At 69.2% G+C, this 23,363-nt stretch carries 11 protein-coding genes; 1 reads left to right on the top strand and 10 read right to left on the bottom strand.

The genetic code is table 11. The features are described 5' to 3' along the window. Positions 1 to 114: 114 nt before the first annotated feature. The 10 genes from WG209_RS04605 to WG209_RS04560 form a co-directional block, all read right to left on the bottom strand. Positions 115 to 6,192: a hypothetical protein gene (locus tag WG209_RS04605; RefSeq protein ID WP_337173834.1), complete on the bottom strand. Its 6,078-nt coding sequence runs from the start codon at positions 6,190 to 6,192 to the stop codon at positions 115 to 117. Positions 6,193 to 6,335: 143 nt separating this feature from the next. After that, positions 6,336 to 8,687: a prepilin-type N-terminal cleavage/methylation domain-containing protein gene (locus WG209_RS04600; protein ID WP_337173833.1), complete on the bottom strand. Its 2,352-nt coding sequence runs from the start codon at positions 8,685 to 8,687 to the stop codon at positions 6,336 to 6,338. A gap of 373 nt (positions 8,688 to 9,060) precedes the next feature. Then, positions 9,061 to 10,488: a hypothetical protein gene (locus WG209_RS04595; protein WP_337173832.1), complete on the bottom strand. Its 1,428-nt coding sequence runs from the start codon at positions 10,486 to 10,488 to the stop codon at positions 9,061 to 9,063. Next, entirely contained in the window at positions 10,485 to 11,981 is a 1,497-nt protein-coding gene (locus WG209_RS04590; RefSeq protein ID WP_337173831.1) for a prepilin-type N-terminal cleavage/methylation domain-containing protein, read from the bottom strand. The genes WG209_RS04595 and WG209_RS04590 overlap by 4 nt, the downstream gene beginning before the upstream one ends. A 4-nt stretch (positions 11,982 to 11,985) precedes the next feature. Then, complete coding sequence (locus WG209_RS04585; RefSeq protein WP_337173830.1) at positions 11,986 to 13,641, bottom strand: prepilin-type N-terminal cleavage/methylation domain-containing protein; 1,656 nt, start codon at positions 13,639 to 13,641, stop codon at positions 11,986 to 11,988. 88 nt (positions 13,642 to 13,729) lie between these two features. Further along, positions 13,730 to 14,920, bottom strand: coding sequence for a hypothetical protein (locus tag WG209_RS04580; RefSeq protein WP_337173829.1), 1,191 nt, complete (start codon positions 14,918 to 14,920; stop codon positions 13,730 to 13,732). 161 nt (positions 14,921 to 15,081) lie between these two features. Then, positions 15,082 to 16,326 (bottom strand): type II secretion system F family protein, encoded by a 1,245-nt coding sequence (locus tag WG209_RS04575; protein WP_337173828.1) that lies wholly within the window; start codon positions 16,324 to 16,326, stop codon positions 15,082 to 15,084. 106 nt (positions 16,327 to 16,432) lie between these two features. Further along, on the bottom strand, positions 16,433 to 18,148 hold the full coding sequence (locus tag WG209_RS04570) for an ATPase, T2SS/T4P/T4SS family (protein WP_337173827.1): 1,716 nt from the start codon (positions 18,146 to 18,148) through the stop codon (positions 16,433 to 16,435). A gap of 337 nt (positions 18,149 to 18,485) precedes the next feature. Continuing rightward, positions 18,486 to 19,595, bottom strand: coding sequence for a PilT/PilU family type 4a pilus ATPase (locus WG209_RS04565; protein WP_337173826.1), 1,110 nt, complete (start codon positions 19,593 to 19,595; stop codon positions 18,486 to 18,488). Positions 19,596 to 19,897: 302 nt separating this feature from the next. Further along, entirely contained in the window at positions 19,898 to 21,661 is a 1,764-nt protein-coding gene (locus WG209_RS04560) for a GspE/PulE family protein (protein WP_337173825.1), read from the bottom strand. A gap of 446 nt (positions 21,662 to 22,107) precedes the next feature. Here WG209_RS04560 and WG209_RS04555 point away from each other — a divergent pair, with 446 nt between their 5' ends. After that, complete coding sequence (locus WG209_RS04555) at positions 22,108 to 23,349, top strand: PQQ-dependent sugar dehydrogenase (protein WP_337173824.1); 1,242 nt, start codon at positions 22,108 to 22,110, stop codon at positions 23,347 to 23,349. Positions 23,350 to 23,363 lie beyond the last annotated feature (14 nt).

Here is a 23,363-nt window from a genome sequence, read left to right as displayed (position 1 = left end):
GGCGGTCCTTTCGTAGACGGGAGGGAGCGAGACTACTGGAATCGTATCGCGGTATCGTCCCCATGGACAATACGTTCGCCCGGGGCGGCCGTGACAGGGCCGCCCCGCGCCGGCTCACTGGATCGTCCGACGGTACACCACGGCGGGCCGGAACGCGCCCACGGCGTCGGGGTCGAACCCCGTGAGCTTGAGCCGGTCCACCACGAAGAAGCTGCGATGCCTGGCGTTCTGGCCGGTCGACGCCCCGATCTCCGGGCCCAGGACGTCGAACGCCGCGCTCGGGTAGGGCGAGCCTATCATGGAGATGTCCCCCTCCCGCTTGACCTCGAAGAAGCCGATGGTGATCCACACCGCGAACTGGTGCGTGCGCACCGTCGTGAGGTTGAGGATCCGCTGCATCTGCTCGCCCCGGAAGTAGGGATGCTGCGTCATGCTGGTGCCGCCCAAGCCGAGCTTGGCGTCCACGCCGAAGAGGTTCGTGGCCCCCTCGCCGAAGCCCCGACCCGGCAGGCCGCCGATCGTGGGGTTCTGCCCGGCCGCCCCGTTGACGGGATGGATCCGGTTGACGAATTCGTTGCCGAACAGGCCCGCGTTGCTGGCCGAGACCCCCGCCCGGGCGTCGGCCGGCTGGAACAGCCGCCGCGTCGGGATCGGCGGGGGGAAGACGGTGGCGGTGTTGCTGCTCCCCGCCCCGGGGTTGTTCCCCCCCCAGACCGTCCGCTCGTAGCCGTGGAACACCCGCTGGTTGCGGACGCCGGGGTCGTCGGCCACCGGGTTGGCGTTGACCGGGATCGCGACGTTGAGCGGCGGGTCGGTGTAGAGCGACGGCGGCAGGGTCGCCGGTCGCATCGGGCTGAATCCGACGTCGGGGTACGACGGCGACCGGAACGGCCGTTCCGCCGGGAGCCCGAAGTACGGCTGCGTCCGGCCGGCCGCCTCGATCGTCTGGTTCTGCGCCGTGGCCCCGTCGCCGAAGCCGAACAGGAAGCCCGAGCCGCCGTGCCGCGCCCAGAGGAACTGGGCGAAGGCGCCCTTCATGTTCTGGAAGCCGCCGTTGATGTACCCGATGTTGTCGACCGGCTGGACGTAGGTCGGCGAGCCGTCCGCGGCCGTCGCCGCGACCACCATCGGGATCGGCGCGTAGCCGGCCACGAGGGGGGGCGGGTTCCCGAGCGGGAGCCAGCGGCCCCCCTCGAAGCGCGTGGCCGCGGGCGGGGTCGGGACCTGGTTGATATCCAGCAGCTCCTGGTTGTAGGCCTGGTCCTGCTTGCCCAGCAGGCCGAAGAAGACCTCCTCGTCGATGATGAGGTTGAGGTTCAGGAGCCCCGGCCGGGCGTCCTGGCGGGCCCAGTCGAAGTTGGTGCCGTTCTGCACCATCCCGATCGCGCCGGTTGACTGGCTGGGGACCTCCAGGAACTCGAACATCTTGAACCAGCCGTCGGCCGCGTAGCCGCCGACGGTCCCCGCCGTGGTGGTCGCGTTGTACAGGATGTCGTCGGTGGGCAGCGGCGGGGCGGAGGCGACGGGCGGGTTCGCCCCGGTGTAGAAGAATTTGTCGACCAGGTAGGGGTGCGAGTGGGGCTCGACCGGGGCGGTCGCGCCGCGGAAGAGGAACGGCTTGGCGGAGTAGGCGTTCGCGACCTCGGCGCCGGGATCGACCGGCAGGGCGTTGATGGTCGCGGAGCTGGTGATCAGCGAGCCGGCCGCCGCCGCCCGCAGGCCGGGCGCGTTCTCGGCCGTCGGCGCGAACTCGGCGAACTGCTTGGTGAACAGGCCGGGGCCGCAGGCGGGGACCAGGGTCAGTTCATAGGGGCTGGTGAAGTCGCGGTCGTGGAACGGGAACCAGTCCCAGAACTCGCCGGCGGCCCCGTCGTTGACCTGACCGAGCGTGTTATAGATGCGCTCCCGGGTCAGTTCGCCGGTCGCGCTGCCGGAGTCGTCGCGCTGGGTGGTGTCCCTCCCGTAGAAGACCCGGATGTCGCCGAGCTGGCTGATGGGCGCGGCGATCTGCTCGGTGAAGCCGTAGCGGGGGTCGATCGAGCCGGCGGCCCCGGGCGTCCAGGGGACGGCCTGGCCGCCGCGGTACGGCTGCATGCGCTGGTAGGAGTAGACCCGGAACGATTCCGCCGCCCTGGTCACGTTGTCGACCCGCAGGGGGTCGCCCGACGGGCTGGGCGTGGCGGTCGTCAGGCCCGAGCCCCCGACGTCGACGTAGGGGAACCGCATGCTGTCGACCACGACCATCGGGTTGTCCGCGGAGACCGGCCTCATGGGGTTGGCCGGGCGCCGCAGGTGGACCCAGTAGTAAGCCCCCGCGTCGGGGGCCCGCGGGATCGGGACGGGCGTGAAGGTCGCGACCGGGGTGCCGTCGAGGTTCCTGGGGCGGGCGCCGACGGGGATGTCCAGGCCGGGCGGGATCGCCGCCGTGTTGAACGGGTCGTACGTACGCTTCAGCGAGTAGAGCGTCCCGCTGGGCGTGCCGCCCGAGAAGGCGGGCAGGCTCGACCAGGAGGGGGCGGGAGCGGCGGCGCCCGCCGGGTGCTCGTGATCGCCCACGAGTCCCGCGGTGTCCGGGTGCTCGAACGCGAAGACCGCCGCCGGCATCGGGTCGCCGGTGCCGCGGGGCAGCGCCCGCAGCAGCGCGCCTTCGCCGACGGGGGCGGCGGCGCCGGCCCCCTCCTTCGTCGAGAGGGCGTCGACGCCCAGCGGCGTCACGCCGTGGACCGTGGCGCCCTGCTGGAGCTGGCCGGTGAACGGGTCGGGGCGGCTGTCGACCCCGTCGGACGTGAAGACGAGGTCCCAGCACGCGCCGGCGTAGTGGGCGGCGACGCCCGCCGCCGGGTTGTAGCCGCTCAGGTTGACGACCGAGGCGTTGTTATCCCGCCCGGGGCTCCCGTCCGGCTCGCTCAGCGTGTTGACCAGCTCGATGAAGAACCGGCCGGTCGGGAGGCCGGCGCCGGCGGTGGTCCCGTTCTTCCGGGTGTAGGAGAACGCCAGGACCTCGTTGATGGCGACCGGGTTGTACTCCATCCCGTAGTGCCGCAGGCGCCCCACGCCCGCGATGGGGTTCCCGGAGCTGTCCAGGTTGCTGAACCGGAGCTGGGGCTGGGCGTTGGCGTCGGCGTTGACCGGGACGAAGTAGACGTCAGGGTTGTCCCAGATCGTCATCGTGCAGTCGGTGTCGCGGAAGTCGATCACGTTGACGAGGTACTGGCCGAGCTGCGCCAGCTCCTCGGGCGTGTCGACCGCCCGCGGCGGCAGCACGGTCTTCATGAGCTGGTAGGCGTCGGAGATCCACTTCTGGCGGATCGGCTCGCGCGGGTCGATCGAGACCGGCAGCGGCATGTTCAGGTTGATCTTGCGCCCGCGCTGGGCCAGCCCCGGCGTGTAGGTGGTCGCGCCCATGCCGGCGTTGGCCGTCGGGGCGAACCGGCTGTTGCCGGCGTAGTCGACGTTCGTCACGGGGTGGGTGAAGGCCCCGAAGGCGTTCAGCGGGTTGTCGTTGGCCCAGGCGAACAGGTTGCTCTCCCAGGTGTCGATCGAGTAGAGCCGCCGCCGGCGCAACTCATCCTCGCCGTTCGCGAAGCTGATGGGGGCGAGTTGCGACAGCCGGCTGCTCAGCGAGGCGCCGTCGACGTCGTGGCTCCGGTACAGCCACTCCAGGTCGGCGTAGCCGTAGATGGCGTCGACCTGCGGGTTGGGCTCGTACAGGTTGACCTCGTCGGCCTCGTTGAGGCCGTCCGATCGGCTCCGGATCGTGACGGGCACGTCGGTGCCGCCGGATTCCGGGGGGGCGTTGAACGCGAGGTTCCGCCCGGTGTTGATGTTGCCGTCGTAGGTCGGGAGGAACCTGGGCCGTCCGGGTGCCCAGGTCGTCGGGTCCGCGACCGTGGTGTCCTCGTACGCCAGGATCCCGCCGGAGCGCTGGGGCGTGCCGCGGGTGTTGGGGACGAGGTGCGACTCGAAGCCGTGCAGGATGTTGTTGTTGTGGGCCGTCCCGGCGGCCACCCTGGCCTGGGTGACCCGCTCGTTGGGGTAGGCGTTCCCCGCGACGAACGGCGCGTAGGTGACCTGGCCGGTGGCCGGGTCGATCTGGCCCGGCAGGCCGGGGGGTCGGAAGTAGCCGCGGTATTCCACGCGGCCCCACGGGTCGGCGCCGCGCTCGGACGAGCCCCGCCCGTTGAACCGCGCGACCCGGCCGGAGCCGTTGACGTCGATCGGCGTGACGAAGCGGCGGATGCGCTCGATCGCGAAGGCCAGCGAGCCGGAGAAGTCGTAGTAGTCCTCGTCGCCGATCTCCCCCAGCCGCGCGCCGGAGACCGCGTCGGGGACCGGGTACATGTCGAACGAGTTGTAGTTGTCGTCGGCCGAGTCGAGGGGCCGGGAGACGCCGGCCAGCGCGAGGTCGGTGTAGCTGATCGAATATCCCGGCCGGACCTCGTTCGCGTACACGAATTCGGTGCCGGAGGGGTTGGTGGAGTTCAGCGACGCGAAGGCGTTCCCGGCCACGTAGGCGCCCCCCGCCACGGAGTCGGGCTCGCCCCAGCGGCCGGGCACCGCCGGATTCGCGCGGCGGACGTACCCACTGGGCGGGGCGGCCGACGCCGCGGAGCCGTCCTCGGCGACGTCGAACGCGTCCACCTTGCCGTTGGGCAGGTAGTACCTCCGCTGGACCGAACCGGACATGCCCATCCCCACCCAGTTCAGGTCGCCGTTGACCAGGCCGGTCATGTCGGGGTTGTATGGGTCGGCGTGCGGCCGGGTCCCCGCCAGGATGTTGCGGAGTTGCGTCAGCCGGACGTCGACGCCGGCGTTGTCGACCTGGGTGTAGGTCAGGGCGGCGTCGTAGAAGTTCTGGAGCCCGTAGCTCGGGTCGATCTCGCTGACGGAGTTCCCCAGGTGGGCGGCGTGGCCCGACTGGGGGTCGTCGCCGGTGACGCCGCCCCGGGCGGCCATGTTGCCGGAGGTGTTCAGGGGCATGCGGCCGTTGAGGCCGATGACCATGAACGCGAAGAGCGGCTTGTACAGGTTCCCCTTGGCGTTGCGCCGGGCGGGGTAGCCCAGGTCGACCCACACCGAGTCGGCGATGCCGTCGCCGTCGTTGTCGACGTCGTAGTCGATCCGGCCGGTCGCCTCGTCGGGGACCAGGTCGGGGAACGTCTGGGGGTCGTTGTCGTCGGCGCGCCGGGGCCGGAGGATCCGCGAGAGCTTCTTGCGGAGCGCGTCGGCGTCGAGGCCCAGGTCGACCGTGTTGCTCCAGTCGTTGACGTCGTTGATCGCGTTGGGGTCGGTGTTGAGCGGGTCGTACCGCACCGCGGCGGGGCGGTGGAACGACGGGATGATCACCTGGCCGTCGGCCGACTGCATCGCCAGGAACCAGTTCTCCAGGTCGACCGCGTCGTAGTCCTCGTCCATCCCGCGACCCGCGGGGCTGTAGGTATTGAAGCGGAAGTTCCCGTACTTGGCCTGGTCGGCCTGGCCCGGCCCGTTGAAGGCGTGGAGCCAGCGGCCGTCGAGCGTGAACCGGAAGCTGTCCTGGAAGGCGGTGCCGGCGGTCGCGAACTCCTGGATCTTGAAGGCCGGCGTGACCGTGACGAGCCCCCCGGGGTAGGTCGGGTTGACGATCCTGGCGTTGACCTCCTCGGGCCGCATGACGACCGTCAGGACGCGATTGCCCCCCCCGCCCGGGACGAACCCGGAATCACCGACCACCTCCAGCGACTGCGAGATGACGCGCTGGCCGGCCGTGAACGGCCCCTGGAACGCGATCTTGATCGTCCAGCGGTTGAAGTTGAACCCGTAGAACAGCGGGTCGCCGGCCGGGATGTTCGTCTCCAGGTCGTACAGCGGCACCCCGGCCGCGGCGACCGCGGCCGACGTGACGTAGAAGTAGGGGTCGCCCCCCGGCGCCATCTGGGCCCCGTCGGAGCGATATTCGACGAAGCCGTTCAGGGTCCCGTCGTTGCCGTACATGTCGCGGGCCAGGCTGTGGCCGCGGATGGCCGAGCGGACGTCGTTGGTGTCGCTGATGAGCTGCGACAGCGCGAAGTCCATCAGCTCCTCGGGCTGCGGCGCGATCTTCGACTGCGCGAAGCCACGCGCCGCGACCCGCGACTGCCCGGTGAACGTGGCGAAGGTCACGCCGATCACCGCCATCAGCCCGAGCACGCCCAGGACCAGGATGAGGATCACCCCCCTCCTCGCCCCGCCACGCCCCCGATGCGCCCCGGTCTTCATCGTCGCCTCCCCTTGCACTCGCGCCCGCCGGCGTCGTCGACGCTCGCCCGCCCTATTCGACGCCGCCGCGCGGCCCCGGGTTCCGATGGAATTCGTGGTCAGAGCCTGTCCGAGAAGTCATGCCGGATCGTCAGCGACTTGATCCGCTGGTCGGTCGGGTCGGTCACCCGGATCTGGATCTGGATCCCCCGCAGCGGCGCCGCGTACGGCGCGGGGTACGACGGGTAGATCGGCGGCGAGAACGGCGGCCCGTAGGGGAACCCGCCGCCCGGCATCGTCACGCCGGCCACGGTCGTCGGCAGCACCCCCGTCGCCGGGGCCTTGGTGTACGTGGTCGACCAGGTCTCCCAGACCCGCCGCATCCGGACCGTGTCGATCGAATCGTCGCCGACGTTGCCGTCGTAGGCGCTGAAGTCGCCGACCCGGGAGAGGTACGGCTCCACGGGGATGAAGGCCTGAGCCCCGAACTGGGCGTCGAACCGGAAGTCATCACGCAGCGGCGGCATCCGGCCCTCGTGGGCGAAAGTCTGCTCCAGCACGCTGAACGCCTGGCCGTTGACCAGGGCGTAGGCGTTCGGGCCCGGGGCGCCGCCGTTGAAGGCGTTGCGGGTGCCCGTCAGGAACGGCGCGGGGAAGTTCCCCATGCCGAGGTAGTCGTTCACGCCGGGGGAGACCCCCGCCGTCACCCGCGGGTCGTCGCCCCAGCCAAGGTCCGCGTAGTCCGCCAGCGCCGGCTCGAACGCCTTCACGTCGAAGCTCCGCACGTTCGTCAGCAGCAGGTCGTCCTCCCAGCTCTGGGAGGCCCAGAGGGCGTTGGCGGCGCTGCCGCCGAAGAACGTCGTGTTCGACCCGAACCCGTCGGAGAACAGCTGCCCCCGGCGGGCCGTGCGCCAGCCGCTCGCCGCGGTCATCGGCGGCAGGAGCTGCTCCCCGAGCAGCAGCCCCCCCCCCGCCGCGTTGACGAGGAATCCCTGGGAGACCTCGATCGGGGTGAGCGGGTGCAGGCCGAAGGGGTGGCTGAAGCCGTTGGGCCGGTTCACCTGCCAGGTCGGATCCTGCCACTCCGGCGCGAGGGTCTCGCGCCAGGTCGGGTAGCCCCAGTAGGTCTGGAGGTTGTTCGACCTGGCCGCCGCGCCCGTGTTGAAGGGGGCCGGCTGGTTGTCCCCCAGGTCCAGGGGGTTGTGGTTCAGGAAGTTGACGTAGTCGGCGGTGTCGGTGTTGAACGCGTGCAGCGCGGTCGCGTCGTTCGCGGTCCCGTCGTTGGAGAACGGCGCGGCGCCGTGGAGCCAGCCGATGTTCGTCGCGTTGCCGAGTTCCTGCGCCTGGGAGAACGCCCCTCGATAGATGAACGGGAAGCCCAGGCTCTGGAGCCTGGTGCTCAGGGAGGAGTTGCCCACGATCGCCGTCTGGTCGCTCACGTTCCAGAGCCGGTTGGTCAGCACGCCGCCGGCGACCGAGTCGGCGACCACGCGGTAGTACAGCGACGGGTAGAAGTCGGGCGCGTTGTCGGCGTTGACGTCGTCGGGGATGCCGTCGGGGACGCCGACCGTGCCGCCGCGATTCACGAAGTCGTCGGCGAACCGCGGCGAGAACGCCCGGTTGTGGCGGTCGGTCAGGTCGCCCAGCGTGTTCAGGACGATGGACTGGTAGGCGTTGGTCCCCGTCGCCCCCGTCGTCCCCCGCGGCGCCGGCCGCGCGGAGAGGTCGTTGACCCCCTGCCAGCTCGTCTGGGCCCCCCCCAGGGCGCCGGGCGCGAAGACGTCGTTGATCGGGGGGTCCCCTGGCGCGCCGGGGAACCAGCCGACGTTGTCGACCGTGTCGACGATCCTCGACTGCAACTCGGGCGCGATCAGCAGCACCCGACGGTAGAGGTTGCCGTTGCGGAGGAAGTAGATGATCTCGGCGAACTCGCTCGTCACCGTGATCGGCTGGGTCGCGAAATACTCCGCGCGCTGGGTCGCGTCCATGCCGGCGGGGTTGGTGGAGGCGTCGTACGCCCCGAAGTTCATCGGGACCGACATGACGCCCCCCGCCCCGTCGGGCACCAGGATGTTGGGCGGCTTCGCCCACATGCGGCCGGTGAAGGGGCGGCCGGCGGGGGCCCTGGCGGTGAAGCGGATGGAGTCGTCGCAGTCCTCGCCGTCGTTGTCGGCGTAGTCGTTCTCGGCGTACTCGAAGTAGCCCAGGTTGTGGCGAGGGTCGAGCGGCGGGGTGAACCGCGCGGTGGCGCCGCCGAGGTCCCCGCGGATCGTCGAGTCGACCCGGCGGAGGTCGTCGTCCAGGCGCTGATACGCCTGCGCCGCCGACATGGAGCCGGTCGCCGCCTGGAAGATCTGGACGACCAGCGCCATCATCAGGAGGAGCACCGCCAGCGTGACCAGCATCTCCACGAGCGTCACGCCCGCGCGGCGGCGTCGGGGGTTGGCGTTGTTGCGGCGTTCGTGCTTCACGACTGGGGCCCCTGCTCTGTTCGGGATGTCCCGCCCGGGGCCGGGCCCGGGGCGGAATGACGATCGCGGCGCTCCCGATCACGGGATTCGGACATCGATGGAATCAAGGCCTGTTCGCGGCGGATCATGCGAGCGACATAACGTCCTTCCCCCCTGGTGGGGGAAGGTGGCCCGAAGGGCCGGATGAGGGGGGGACGAGCGGGACGACCATTGGAGATCACGGCTGCTCCCCACGGCCGTCGGCCCGACCCCAGGTTTCGAAGTCCGAAGCTCGGCGGGCAAGCTCCCCCTCATCTGACTCCTTCGGAGTCTGTCTTCCCCCTCCAGGGGGGAAGACCGTCATTGATCCCCCAGGCTCCTCGTAAATGATCTCTCAGTGCACGACGACGGTGCGCGGGACGACGTTGACGACGTGGGGCGCGATCAGCGCCGCGTTGACGACGTGGGGGAGGCCGTCGGCCGTGACGAGCGGCGTCCGCGCCCGCAACGTCGAGTTCACCTGCACCACCATGCTCCGGTAATTCGCCCCGAGCTGCGGGTCGTCGACCGCCGGCGAGACCTTCACGACCTGGTACCAGAACGCCCGCTGCGCCGGCAGGTTGTCCCACTTGCCGCCGTTGAGCGGGTTCGGGATCCCGACGAACCGGCCCGAGTCGTCCAGGGGGTTCAGCGGGGTGCCGTTCGTGTTCAACGCCCGCAACTGGTTGCGCTCGTAGGTGACGTCGCAGATCCACGTCCCGACCTTCACGATCGGGTCGGGCTGCGTGGCGAGCCAGCGCAGCAGGACGGTGCGGTCGGAGGCGGCGGCGTAGCCCACGCCCAGCCCGGGGATCTCGGCGACCTTCCGGCCGTGGCCGAAGACCCCCTCCACCACGATCTCGTCGGCCGGCCGACTCGTCGTCGCGTCAAGCTCGAACGGCCGGTTCTCGCAGATCACCAGGTCGCCGTCGAACGTCGCCGCGTTGCTCGCGCTGTTGAGCCGGCCGGTGAAGAACCACGAGTACCGCCAGTCGTTGACCATCGAGAAGTCGCCGGAGATCGTCCGGTCCGGCAGGATCGTGCTGAGGTTCATCGGGTTGTTCGGCTCGTTCCAGACCACGTCCTCCGGCGACACGAAGATCCGCGGGATCGCCGCCGACGACGGCATCACGAACAAAGGCCGGGCCACGCCGTCGGCCCCGGTGAACGTCCCGTTCGACCGGCTGTTGAAGTTCGTGAGCCGCTGGAGCCCGTGGGCGCTCGGCGCGGCGCCGTCGGGGTCGTTCCGGATCAGCCCGATCCCCGAGCCGAAGCGGGCCTCGTCCGCGTCGCCCGCGTGGATCCCCGTCTGGTATCGCCAGAGCGGGTCGTAGCAGAACGGCAGCCCCGCGCTCCCCCGGACGTGGAAGAGTCCGTTCGTGGCGTCCAGGCCCACCAGATCCGCCTGCGTGTTCCCGGAGTAGACGTCGCCGCCGTAGGTCGGGGCGTCCTGGATCAGCGGATCGAACAGGCCGTTGAGCGTGAACGGGGTGACCGAGCAGGCGTACCAGTAGCCGAACCCCGCCGGCCCGTTCATCAGGTTCGCCAGCGTGAACGACTGCGTGTTGATCAGGCTCCGCGCCGCCATGTCGGACGCGGCCGACTCGTAGAGCAGCGCCGACCGCGTCTGCCGCTGCGCCTCGCGCAGCCGCAGCAGGCCGATCGGGAACAGCGTGGCCACCGAGATCAGCCCCACGCCCATGATCATGATCCCGATCAGGATCTCCGTGAGCGTGAGCCCGGCGCGGGGGGCTCGGCCGCGTGCGAGGCCGGGGCGGATCATGGGGCGTCTCCCTGCTCCCCGAGCTGCGGGGCGTGGTACGGCTGGCTTGGGTTGCGGACGCTGAAGATCGGCCGATCGGTCGTGATCATGTTCCCCGTCCGGGTCGAGAGCGTCAGCAGGCGCATCTCCCCCTTCAAGTACGGCAGCGTCGCGTTGCTGTTAACCAGGTCGTCGTAGGCGTTCGGCCCCTCCGGATCCCCCTCGCGATTCATGCCCAGCGGCATCGGCAGGTAGAAGGGGTAGCCGCTCACCAGGGGATTCACCGCCGTCACGACGCCGCTGGCGTTGCGGGTAACATTGATCTCCGCCAGGTCGCTCCGCTCCGCCACCCAGATGTGATGGAAGCTCCGGTTCATGCCGACCGAGGTGGGGCTCGAATACCGCGTCGTCGGGATTACGCGACCGCCCGGGTCCAGCAGGATGTCGACGGCCCCCGAGAGCGGATCGACCGGCAGCCGCGAGCGCTCGGGCTGGGGCAGGGCCCAACCCGTCAGGTCCACCACCACGCTGTCCGGCAGGATCGTCTCTCGCGCCCCCGGCGAGGGGACCGGCTGGCGGACGATCTGGTACGGGACGCCGCCGTAGTGAGGATGGCCCAGGACATTGCCGAACGTGACGTCGTTCACCATCGCGGACAGGAACCCCGGCGGCCACATCTCGGTCTCCGACCACTCGGCGAGGTCGTCGACGATCCCGTTCAGGTCGTTGTCGATCCCGTCGCGGCCGTTGTCGATGTAGCCGTCGTTGTCGTCGTCCAGCCCGTTCACGACGAACAGGATCTCGGGCTCGAAGTACGTGGACGTGCTCCCGGGCTCGAGGAGTTGGAGCGCCGGGTTCGACGGGTTCACGTTCACGAACTTCTCGGGATTGTCGACGTCCATCGGCCCGACGATCGTGAAGAACGGCCCCGTCTGGTTGATTTGGATCTTGTCGCCGACCCGGACGTTCCAGTACCACGAGGTCGGGTTGTCCATCATGTAGACGCCGGAGGCCGGGTCCAGCCTGTATTTGCCCTGGCAGAGGAGCCGGACCCGGTGGGATACGTAGAGCGGCCCGCTGTTGATGACGCCCGGGACGATCTCCGGGAAGTTGGCGAAGCCCGACTGCCACTGCGCGGACATCGGCACGCAGACCGAGCCCTCCGAGTACCCCGGCGGCTGCTCGATCGGGATGAATCGGTTGGAGGCCAGGGTGCGGTACGGGTCGATCAGCCCGGTCGCGGGGTTGACGCCGCTGTAGGTCGGGTCGGGGAGGAAGCGGATGCCGTGGGGGGAGTTGCTGCGCAGGGCGGTGTCGCGGGCGGCGACCAGGCCCCCCTGGATGATCCGGGCCGTCTCGCTCACCTGGCGGTGGCTGATGGCCGGGATGACGACCGGCAGCGTCACCGCCGCGACGATGCTGACGATCACCAGGACCACCAGCAGCTCGACGAGCGTGAAGCCCGCGCGGCCGCGGCGGCGAGGTCGAGGCGAGTGGGTCGTTCGTCGGTCCATGGGCTCAGCCTCCCGACCCGGCGCCGCTGGCGACGTTGTGGTTCGTGATGTCGTCCTGCCCCGCGTCCAGGAGCTGGAACGTGTTCGAGGACGCCGACGGGGCCGTGTCGATCAGCCAGTCCGCGAGCATCATCTCGCTGGGCCAGAACTGGACGGCCTGGTTCTCCACGTTCATGACGTTGTCGAGCGTGGCGGCGGCCGACGGGAAGACCCCGACCCCCGGCTGCTGGTCCGGCCCGCCGGAGAGGATGAGCGGCTTGGTGAAGAACGCCCGCCGATAGCGGAGGGCGGGGGTGCCCCCCCGGTCCCAGTACGGGCTCGGGGCGGAGGCGTTATGCAACATCGGCTCGGTGAGGCGGTAGAAGTAGCGCTCGAAGGCCTCGACCCCGCCGCTCGACCCGGTCGTCGTTGACCCCCCCGTCTTGCTGTTCGCCGGGTTGCCCAGGGTGGGGGGAAACGAATTCTGCGACCCCAGCCACCAGGCGGGGGACATCAGGGTCTGGCCCGGGTCGAGCGGATCTTGCTCGCGGGCCTGGTAGACCGAGGCGTAGGGGGCCACGAAGCTCGTCGGCATGCCGGTGGCCGGGTCGGTCCCGACGTTCTGCCCGCGCTGGGCGTCGGAGTGGTAGAGGGTCGGCCAGCGGAAGAACTGGAGCGGCTTGCCCCAGGCGTCGACGAACTCGGGGAGGCCGTCGCCGTCCGTGTCCTGGACCTCGCGGTCGCTGAAGTCGTCGGGGCTGAAGACGGAGCCCAGGAGCCCCTGCCCCTCGACCAGCAGCGCGTACAGCATCTCCGACCGGGCCGTCTCGTGCGTGTGGTTGGCCAGCCGCGCCAGGACGTCGGCCTGGTTGCTCGCGTCGACCCCCTCGTCCCACTCGTCGATCAGGCCGTCGCCGTCGTTGTCGACCATGTCGTAGCCTTGCGGGTGGTAGCCGAGGTTCTTGTAGACCCCCGCCGCCACCGAGTACGACGCGCCGTAGATCCCCCTCCCCGCCGTGCCGAGCTGGGGGTTGGAGGAGTGGAAGATGTTGTTGGAGTCGATGAACCCGTCGCCGAAGCCGGTCACGCCGTGGCCCGTCCGCGGGCCCACCACCATGTGGCCGAGCGGCAGGATGTACCTGGCGTGGTCTCCGAGGGACGAGTCGACCGGGTCGCCGGGGAACGGCCGGCCGGCGAAGTTGAGGGGGTAGTCCGCCGTGCCGACGGTCGCCCCCGTGGCGAGCACGAAGACGTCGGGCATCTCGCTCTTGAGATAGTCGGCCAGGGCGAACGCCTGGGCGCGGCCGGTCGTCCGGACGGCCGTGTTCGGGTCGCCGGAGGGCGTGAGGATGGCCGGGGGGCTCATGCGGGGGCCGGAGTCGGCCTCGGTCCCGACGCCCGGGAAGTAGATCCCCGCCAGGTAGCCGTGGGCGAAGTTGGGCTCGGGGCGGAGCTGCATGAGCGCGTCGAGCCGGTCGTTGAGGCCCCCCTCCAGCTTGAGGATGAGGGCCTGGGTGGCGCGGACCTCCGCGTGGCGGACGCCGTCGCGGGCGGCGATCAGGATGAGCGCGATGATGATCCCGATGATCGTCATGACGATCAGCAGCTCGACGAGCGTGAACCCGCGGCGGGCCGCCGGGCCGCGGGGGTCGGGCCGAGATTTCGTGGCTTGGTTCATCATCCTCGCATCCCTCATCGGCCGTCGCGGCGGGCCCGGGACGTCCCCGGGCCCCGTCACGGGGCGCCCGCCGCCCCGGTCGACCGGGCGATCAATCGAGCGTCCCGCCGTGGAAGTTCGTCAGGTTGTCGCGCTCGCGCTGGCGGATGTTGGCGGAGGCCGCCGGGGTCGTCGCGGCGGCGTCGAACGGCAGGGCGTCGGCCCCGGTGTTCGCCTTGAACGTCCCGCCGGGCCCGTACAGCCCGTCGCTCCCCGAGGAGATCAGCTGGTACGTCTGCGGGTTGACGTAGGCGACGCTCAGCCGCGTCAGCTCCGCCGCCGTCGCCGCCCAGGTCGGGCCGGTGGTGTAGGGGTTCGGCGCCGGCGAGTTCGCCATCCCGTTCGCGCCGCTGACCGGGAACCGCACCTTGAATCGGTTCAGGATCGTCGCCCCCATCTCGTCGACCTCGGCGAAGTTGACGTCGTTGGGGTCGTAGGCGTTGTTGCCGTAGGCGCTGAAGTAGGCGATGAAGTTGATCTGCCCCCCCCCCAGGGTGTTCCCCAGGGAGTCCATGTAGCCGGGGAACTCGCCGGGGGCGGCCGACAGCAGCCGGTTGGCGGCGAACTCGAACGTCGGCGCCTCGCGGTTCTGGCTGAAGAAGGTCGAGCTCGTCGCGACCGCCGGCAGGACCGCCGGGGTGAACGGGTTCGACGGGTTCTTGGCGAAGCCCGTCATCGAGTACCCCTCGTCGGTCTGCTGCGGCAGCCCCCCCAGGAAGAACACCAGGCACTGGTGCCCCTGCAGGAGGATCGGCCGCGACGGCTCGTAGGCGCCCGAAGTCGGGTTGAGGCCGCCGAACTGGCCGTCGCCGTTGAAGTCGTACCACTGGTTGAGGTTGGTCCACACCGCCCCCGACGTGCTGAACGTCGCCTTGGGGAAGAACTTCCTCATGTGCTGGAGCGACCGCTGGGCGAGCTGGCCCGCGGTCAGGTCGGTCTGGCCCGCGACGCCGGGCATGACGGTGGTGTCGCCCGTGCGGAACCACCCGTCCTCCCACAGGAGGACCCGGCTCGGCGGATACTCGCCGTGCTTCGCCTTGAACGCGGCCAGGGCGTTGGCGAGCTGCGTGAGGTTGGCCTGGGCGGCGGTGTTCCTGGCGGTCCGGACGGCCCCGTTGATCGCCGGCAGGAGCAGGGCGATCAGCAGCGTCATCACGACGATGACCACCAGCAGCTCCACCTGGGTGAAGCCGGCGCGGGGGGGGCCGGGGGGGACGATCGGGCGCGGCCGCGGGCGGGTCATGGGTCGGGGCCTCCGGGACGGGTCGGGGCGGGACGGCGACGTCCCGGGGTCTGCTCACGTATCGATGTACGACGGTTCTCGGGATTTTCAAGCGTCGGCGCGGGCCGCCCGGCCGGCGCCGGGGCCCGGGGTCTCCCCCCGGCCCCGCGCGGGCGCCGGGCTCAGCCCGACAGCTTGGTGATCAGCGTGATCAGCGGCAGGAACAGCGCGATGACGATGAAGCCGACGATGCCGCCCAGGACGACGATCATGATCGGCTCCAGCAGGCTCACCAGCGACTCGACCGCCACCTCGACCTCCTCGTCGTAGTTGTCGGCGATCTTGTTCAGCATCGTGTCCAGGTCGCCCGTCTCCTCGCCGACGTCGATCATGTTGACGACGATGTCGTCCACGATCCGCGCCTCGCGCAGCGGCTGGGCGATCGTCTCGCCCTCGCGGATGCTGTCGTAGATCCGCGTGAACGCCCGCTCGAAGACCGCGTTGCCGGCCGTCTCGCGGACGATCGACAGCGCCTCCAGGATCGGCACGCCCGACTGCACCAGCGTCCCCAGCGTCCGCATCGTCCGGGCCACCGTCGACTTCTCGGCGATCGTCCCCATGACCGGGATCATCAGCAGGATCCGGTCGCAGACGTAGGCCCCCGTCTGGTTGCGGTACAGGAGCTTGATGAACAGCCAGAAGAAGATCGGCGCCAGGAACACGATGTAGAAGTACTTGATCAGGAAGTGGCTGGAGGCGATCAGCACCTTCGTCATCTGCGGCAGCGGCACGCCGAAGTCGTTGAAGATCGCCTCGAACTTCGGGATGATGAAGTAGAGGATGAACCCCACGATCACGCACGCCACGAAGATGACGACGATCGGGTAGACCATCGCCCCCTTGATCTTCCGCTTCAGCGACTGCGCCTTCTCCTTGAAGTCCGCCAGCCGCTGGAGGATCGCCTCCAGCGCGCCGCCGGCCTCCCCCGCCTTGATCATGTTGCAGTAGAGCCGGTCGAACGCCTTGGGGTGCTTGGCGAAGGCCTCGGAGAGCGTCTGGCCGCTCTCGATGTCCTCCACCACGTCCCCCAGCGAGTTCTTCAGCACCCCCGGCTTGCACTGCCCCTCCAGGATCTTCAGGCTCCGCAAAATCGGCAGGCCGGCGTCCTGCAGCGTGGAGAGCTGGCGGGTGAACGTGCAGAGCTGCTTGGTGGAGATCCGGCCGATCGTGAACGACTTCTTCTTGCGGCGGCCCCCCTTCTTGGCCGTCGCCGCCTTGCGCGTCTTCTTGGCCTTCTCGGAGATCTTGGTGACGAAGAAGCCCTTCTGGCGGATGATCTGCTGGGCTTCCTCCTGCGTCGCGGCGTCGATGGCGTCCTTCACCTCGCGCCCGGTGTGGTCCATCGCTTCGTACTGATATGTCGGCATCGGCGTCCTCCCGCCTCGGTCGCGGCGTCGTGGTCGGGTCCGTTCGGTCGTATGCTGGGACGTTCGGGCGAAGGCTCGCGGCCCGGGCCGGGCCGGCCGGGCCGGCTCAGACCTCGGTCATCGTCTCGCGCAGGATCTCCTCGATGCTGGTGCGGCCCTCGTGGATCGCCTCCAGGCCCACCTCGCGCAGGGTCTTCATCCCGTGCTTGCGGCACGCCTCGCGGAACTCGTCGAGCGAGACCTCCGCGACGATCATCTCGCGCAGGATGTCGTTCATGACGATCAGCTCGTAGATCCCCTGGCGGCCCTTGTAGCCGGTGTTGTTGCAGCGGTCGCAGCCCTTGCCGTAGAACCACTTCTGCCCGGCGGCCTGCTCCTGCGTCAGCCCCAGCTCCATGATGACCTCGGGCGGGGGCGTGAACTCGGTCTTGCAGACCTGGCAGAGCCGGCGCACCAGCCGCTGGGCCAGAACCGCCTCGACGGTCGCCGTGATGAGGAACGTCGGCAGGCCCATGTCGCGCAGGCGCGTGACGGCCGAGGGGGCGTCGTTGGTGTGCAGCGTCGTGAAGACGACGTGCCCGGTGAGCGACGCCTGGATCGAGATCTCCGCCGTCTCCAGGTCGCGCGTCTCCCCCACCAGGATCTTGTCCGGGTCCTGCCGCAGGATCGACCGCAGGCAGGCGGCGAACGTCACCCCGATCTCCGGGTTGATCGGCACCTGCACCAGCCCCTCGATCTCGTACTCGACCGGCTCCTCGGTCGTGATGATCTTGTCCTCGATCCGGTTCAGCTCGTTGAGCGTCGCGTACAGGGTCGTCGTCTTGCCCGACGACGTCGGCCCGGTCACTAGGATGATCCCGTTGGGCTTCTTGATCACCTCCATCCACCGCGACAGCGTGTCGCCCGGCATCCCCAGCTTCTTCAGGTCGAGCTGCACCACCGAGCGGTCGAGGATCCGCAGCACCACGCTCTCGCCGAACATCGTCGGCAGGGTGGAGACGCGGATGTCGACGCTGTTCCCCCCCAGCGCCAGCTGGATCTTGCCGTCCTGCGGCAGCCGACGCTCGGCGATGTCCAGGTTCGACATGACCTTGATGCGGCTGGCGATCGCCGGCGCCAGGTGCCGCGGCGGCGGCACCAGCTCGTACAGGATCCCGTCGACCCTGTACCGCATCTTGTACTCCTCCTCGAACGGCTCGAAGTGGATGTCCGACGCCTTGTCCTTGATCGCCAGCAGCAGCACCATGTTCAGGAGCTTGCGCACCGGCGCCGCGTCCGCCATCTCCTCGATCGCCTCCAGGTCGATCGTGTTCTCGTTCCGCCCGGCCATCTTCTGCAGGCCCTTGTCCTGCTCGATCTGCTTGACGACGTCCGAGATCGACTCCTGGTGCCCGGCGTAGATCCGCTCGATCGCCGCGGTCACGTCGGCCTCGCTGGCGATCACCCCCTTGACCGGCACCCCCAGGAACAGCCCCAGGTCGGTCAGCGTCGAGGGGTTCTGCGGCTCGGCCATCGCCACCGTGACGCTCTTGTCCTTCTTCGCCTGCGAGATCGGCACGACCTTGAACGTCGTCGCCATGCTCTCGTTGACGATCTCGGTCATCTCGGCCGGGATCGTGGTGTCGGCCAGCTTCACCACCTTCATCCCGAGCTGCTCGCCCAGCGCCTTGAGGACGTGCTCCTCCTTCGCCAGGCCGAGCCGGGTCGCCACCTTCCCCAGCAGCTCGCCGGCGCCCCGCTTCTGCTCCTCCAGGGCGCGCATCAGCCCTTCCTCGTCGAGGTAGCCCATGTCGACCATGATGGTGCCGAGCCGTCGCGCCATTCCTCGCCCCCGATCGCTCGCCGCACGCGCGGGACGCCCCGGGGAAGGCCCTCGGCCCCCCGACGACGCCTCGTCGTCGATCCGTGTTCGTCGTGTGGTCGCTTGAACTTGAAGAAGAAGATGCGTCCGCCGCGCGGGCGGCCGCCCGCGCCGATCGTCCCGCCCGGGGGGGCCGCCGCGGGCGTCGGCCTGGGAGGCCGACCGAACCCTCGCGCCCGCCCCGGACGCCCCAACTCGCCGGCCCGGAAGGCCCCGGGCCCGGCCCAACTCGATCCCGCTCAACCGGAAGCGGCCATCCCCGATACGCCCCGCGCCCCGGCGCGTGACGGCCGCGGGCTCACTCGTCGTCCTCCCCCTCTTCCTCCTCGTCGAAGATCCCCTTCTTCGCGTTCTCGATCCGGTCCCGCAGGTCGTTGACCTTGCGCGCCTTGTAGAGGACCTCCTGCTCCTCGACCAGCCCCTGCTTCCAGAGGTTGAAGAGGCTGTCGTCCAGCAGGATCATGCCGTGCTTGCGCCCCGTCTGGATCGACGAGTCGATCCGGTAGGTCTTGTTCTCGCGGATCAGGTTCGAGATGGCCGGCGTCACCACCAGCATCTCGTAGGCGGCCACGAGGCCCTTCGGCTTCCGCGGCAGGAGCGCCTGGGCCAGGACGCCGATGATCGCCACCGAGAGCTGCGTGCGGATCTGGTCCTGCTGCTCCTTGGGGAACACGTCGATGATCCGGTTGACCGTCCCCTCGGCCGAGTTCGTGTGCAGCGTGCCGAAGACGATGTGGCCGGTCTCGGCCGCCGTGATCGCCGCCTGGATCGTCGCCAGGTCGCGCATCTCGCCCACCAGGATGATGTCCGGGTCCATCCGCAGGGCGCGGCGGATGGCCTCCGGGAAGTCCGGGACGTCGATCCCGATCTCTCGCTGGTTGACGAGCGACTTCTTGTGCTTGTGGAAGTACTCGATCGGGTCTTCGATGGTGATGATGTGACGGTCCATGTTGTCGTTGATCCAGTTGATCATCGACGCCAGGCTCGTCGTCTTGCCCGACCCCGTCGGGCCCGTCACCAGGATCAACCCCCGAGGCCGCTGGATCAGCTCCTCCATCACCGCGGGGAGGCCGAGCTGCTCGAACGTGAGGAACTCGTTCGGGATCCGCCGCAGGACGAGCCCGATGTTGCCGCGCTGCTTGAAGATGGCGACGCGGAACCGGGCCATCTCGCCGAAGGCGAACCCGAAGTCCGTCCCCCCCACCTCCTGCAATTCCTGCTGGCAGCGCTCGGGCGTGATGCTCTTCATCAGCGCCATGGTGTCCGGCGGCTCCAGGACCTTCGTCGCCAGCGGCCGCATGTGGCCGTGCAGCCGGAGCATCGGCTGGCTGCCGACCGTCAGGTGCAGGTCGCTGGCACGCTGGGTGCAGACGGTCTGGAGGAGCTTGTCGATGAGGATCGTGCCCATGCCGTCCCTAACCTCCCCTGGGGTTCAATCAACACCTATCGGTCGTCGGCTCGGATCGCCTGGGTCTTGACTTCGTCCCGTGGACCAGGTGTCCATCGAATTCCCTAGGTCGGTGATGGAGTTAGGTGGATGACACCTAATCCTCTCGGCCTAGCTCATTATTTCGACCTGACGGGCCGGGATCAAGCGCGCAAAGACTTGGAAAGTCTACCGCTACACGGCGAACGGGCCTCCAGGCGGCCCGTCGTCGGGGGTCGCCGGCCCCCTCGCGGGGCCGGCCTCCCGGGGTTGATCGGCCGGATTCACGCCGGAGTAGACGGTTTCTGCGGGGTCGCCGCCGCGGCGGGGGCGGGAGTGGCGGCGAGGTCGTGCTGGGTGATCCGCAAGACCTCGTCCAGCGTCGTGATCCCCTTGATGGCCTTGATCACGCCGTCCTCGAAGAGCGTGCGCATCCCCTGCTTCCTGGCGACCTTGCGGATCGCCAGCGTGGATTCGCCCTTGAACGCCATCTCGCGCACGGTGTTCGTCATGAGCATCAGCTCGTAGATGCCCAGGCGGCCGCGATACCCCTTCTTGTTGCAGTTCGAGCAGCCCTTGCCCTTCACGAAGTTGGCCTTCTTCGCCAGTTCAGGCCGCAGGCCCAGGCCCGCCAGGATGTGGGCCGGGGGCTCCACCCGGACCTTGCACTTGGGGCACACCTTGCGCACCAGGCGCTGCGCCAGGATCGCGAGGACCGAGCTGGCGACCAGGAACGGCTGGAGACCGATATCGACCAGACGTGTAATGGCGCTGGGCGCATCGTTCGTGTGCAGAGTACTGAAAACCAGGTGTCCCGTCAGCGAAGCCTGGATCGCGGTCTCCGCGGTCTCCAAATCGCGGATTTCGCCCACGAGGAGGATGTTCGGGTTCTGCCGCAGCATGGCCCGGATGATCCGCGCGAACGTCATCCCGATCTTCGCCTTCACCTCACATTGGTTCACGCCGGGGAGGTAGTACTCGACCGGGTCCTCGGCCGTGATGATCTTCACGTCGGGGCGGTTCAGCTCATTAAGCGCGGCGTAGAGGGTGGTGGTCTTGCCGGACCCCGTCGGCCCGGTGACGAGGAGGATGCCGTTCGGCCGCCGGATGAGCTGCTTGAACTTGGCGTAGTCTTCCTCGGAGAAGCCGAGGTCCTGGAGGCTGACCTTGATGTTGTCGCGGTCCAGGATGCGCATGACCACCGACTGGCCGTGGGTGGTCGGCAGGATGCTGACGCGAAGGTCGATGTCCTTCCCGGCGACGAGGATCTTGATCCGGCCGTCCTGGGGCCGCCGCTTCTCGGCGATGTCCATCTGCCCCATGATCTTGAGTCGGCTGACCATGGCGCCGAGGAGGCGTCGGGGGGCGGAGTCGCGTTCCATGAGGACGCCGTCGATCCGATATCGGATCCGGACGCGCTCGGCGAACGGCTCGATGTGGATGTCGGACGCCCGGTTGCGGACGGCCTCCTCGATGATGAGGTGGACCAGGCGGATGACCGGCGCGTCCCCTTCCTCCAGGGTGTTGGTCCGGGAGGTCTTGCCTCCCGCCCCCTCCTCGTCCATGTAGTCCATCTGCGTGTCGGTGAACTCCGTCAACATGGAGTCGACCGACTCGGTCTCGCCGGCGGCGGCGCCGTAATACTTGTTGATGGCCTCGATGATGGACTCGCGCGGGGCGAGGGCCACCTCGATCTCTCGATTGAGCACGAACCGCAGCTTCTCGATGGTCTCGAAGCCCATGGGGTCGTGCATGATGACCTTGATGGACCCGTTCCCCTCGGACATCGGCATGACGATGTTCTCGCGGGCGAGGGACTCGGGAACCTTCTGGATCACGGAGGTCGGGATCTCGACCTCCCGAAGCTCGACGTAGGCGAGGCCGTGCTGCTCGGCCTTCGCCTTGGCGACGTCGGTGGCGTCGGCGTAGCCGAGCTTCACGAGCGCGTCGTCGACGTCGCCGCCGGAGCGCTCGGCCTCCTTTAATTGATCGGGTCCGATCACGCCGCGACGGATCAGGATCTCGGTCCAATCCCGGCTCTTGGCCATGACGAGATTGCTCCCAGTTGGGGTTGCCAGGAAGGCCCTGTGCGATGCGCGGAAACGGCCGCGGCCCCACGGACGGACCCCCTCGGCGCGGGCCGAACGGCCGGCGTAAGATCGGGGCGGCGGGGCCGCGATACTATGGCGTAACGTCCGGTACGTCCGCAAGGGGCACGGCGTGACATGCCGGGCCGCTCCGACCGGCGTGCCCGAGGACGGACGATGGGATGATGAGAATCGAAGTCGCCGAATCCAACGTACCAGACCGATTTTGGGGCATCAAGCAAATCCTAGGGAATTCGCCGTCCCCGGTACCGATCGTGCAGGCGCCCGCCGGGGGCGACCGCTTGACTTGCGGGCCCCGCCCCATAACTCTAGTTGACGGACGGCGACGACGCGGCCGCGCCGGGCGCCGGGGTCGATGAGCCGAATCGAAAGCCGGAGGACGCGCCTTGCATCGTCGCACGCCCATCACGAGCACGCCCACCCTGGTCGCCGCGGCGCTCGCCGCCTGCCTCGCCGTGGGGACGGCCGCCGCCCAGCCCGCGGAACTCCCGAAGGTCGACACCCAGGTCGCCTACCCGAACCTCAAGTTCGATCGCCCCGTGGCCCTGGACTATCCTCGCGAGGATCCCGGCCGCTACTACGTCGCGGAGCAGCACCAGGCGAAGATCTGGTCGTTCCCCGCCAGCCCGCGCGACACGTCCGAGAAGGTACTCTTCCTGGAACTCCCCCACCCGATCAATCGGGGGAACGAGGAAGGGCTGCTGGGCCTGGCGTTCCACCCCAACTATAAAGAAAATGGCGAGTTCTTCGTCTACTACTCGTCCAAGGAAGACGTCCGTCGCTCGGTCGTCTCGCGGTTCAAGGTCTCCGGGGACGACCCGCTGAAGGCCGACCCCGAGAGCGAACAGCGCGTCTGGGTCTCGGACGAGGACCGGTGGGAGAACCACAACGGCGGGACGATCCGCTTCGGCCCCGACGGCTTCCTCTATATTACGCTCGGCGACGGCGGCGCCGCCGACGACCCGCTCAGCACCGGCCAGGACCCCAAGGACTGGTTCGGCTCGATCCTGCGCATCGACGTCGACAAGCCGGCCGACGGCAAGGCCTACGGCATCCCGGCGGACAACCCGGCCGCGCGCTCCGAAGCCCACAAGCACTGGGCGCCGGAGGTCTACGCGATCGGCCTGCGGAACGTCTGGAAGTTCAGCTTCGACCGCGAGACCGGCGACCTCTGGGCCGGGGACGTCGGCCAGAATCTCTGGGAGTACGTCCACAAGATCGACAACGGCGGCAATTACGGCTGGAGCATCCGCGAGGGCTTCCACCCGTTCCAGCCCCAGCGTCGCCAGCGCCCCGACCCGGCCGGGCCGATCATCCCGCCCTACGCCGAGTACCCCCACAAGCCGACGGCCGACCGCCCCGACGCCGGCCTGAGCATCACCGGCGGCTGCCTCTATCGCGGCTCGGCCATCCCCGAGCTTCAAGGGTGGTACGTCTACGGCGACTACGACTCGGGCCGCATCTGGGGCCTGAAGCCCGAGGGGGGCAAGGCGGCGGCGTCGGGGGAGATCCTCAAGCTCGACCCCGCCAGGAAGCTCAACATCACGTCGTTCGACGAGACGCCCGACGGGGAGCTGCTGATCCTGGCCTTCGACGGCCGGATCCACCAGCTCGTCCCCGCGAAGTGACCGCCGGACGCCCG

It is taken from the genome of Paludisphaera sp., assembly GCF_037189885.1.
Taxonomy (GTDB): Bacteria; Planctomycetota; Planctomycetia; order Isosphaerales; family Isosphaeraceae; genus Paludisphaera.
This window is presented reverse-complemented; position numbering and strand designations above follow the sequence as displayed.

Bases quoted from the DNA above. Each gene is read 5' to 3' on its own strand.
- WG209_RS04595 (WP_337173832.1), bottom strand. From the start codon at position 10,488: ATGATCCGCCCCGGCCTCGCACGCGGCCGAGCCCCCCGCGCCGGGCTC.
- WG209_RS04590 (WP_337173831.1), bottom strand. From the start codon at position 11,981: ATGGACCGACGAACGACCCACTCGCCTCGACCTCGCCGCCGCGGCCGC.
- WG209_RS04585 (WP_337173830.1), bottom strand. From the start codon at position 13,641: ATGATGAACCAAGCCACGAAATCTCGGCCCGACCCCCGCGGCCCGGCG.
- WG209_RS04580 (WP_337173829.1), bottom strand. From the start codon at position 14,920: ATGACCCGCCCGCGGCCGCGCCCGATCGTCCCCCCCGGCCCCCCCCGC.
- WG209_RS04575 (WP_337173828.1), bottom strand. From the start codon at position 16,326: ATGCCGACATATCAGTACGAAGCGATGGACCACACCGGGCGCGAGGTG.
- WG209_RS04570 (WP_337173827.1), bottom strand. From the start codon at position 18,148: ATGGCGCGACGGCTCGGCACCATCATGGTCGACATGGGCTACCTCGAC.
- WG209_RS04565 (WP_337173826.1), bottom strand. From the start codon at position 19,595: ATGGGCACGATCCTCATCGACAAGCTCCTCCAGACCGTCTGCACCCAG.
- WG209_RS04560 (WP_337173825.1), bottom strand. From the start codon at position 21,661: ATGGCCAAGAGCCGGGATTGGACCGAGATCCTGATCCGTCGCGGCGTG.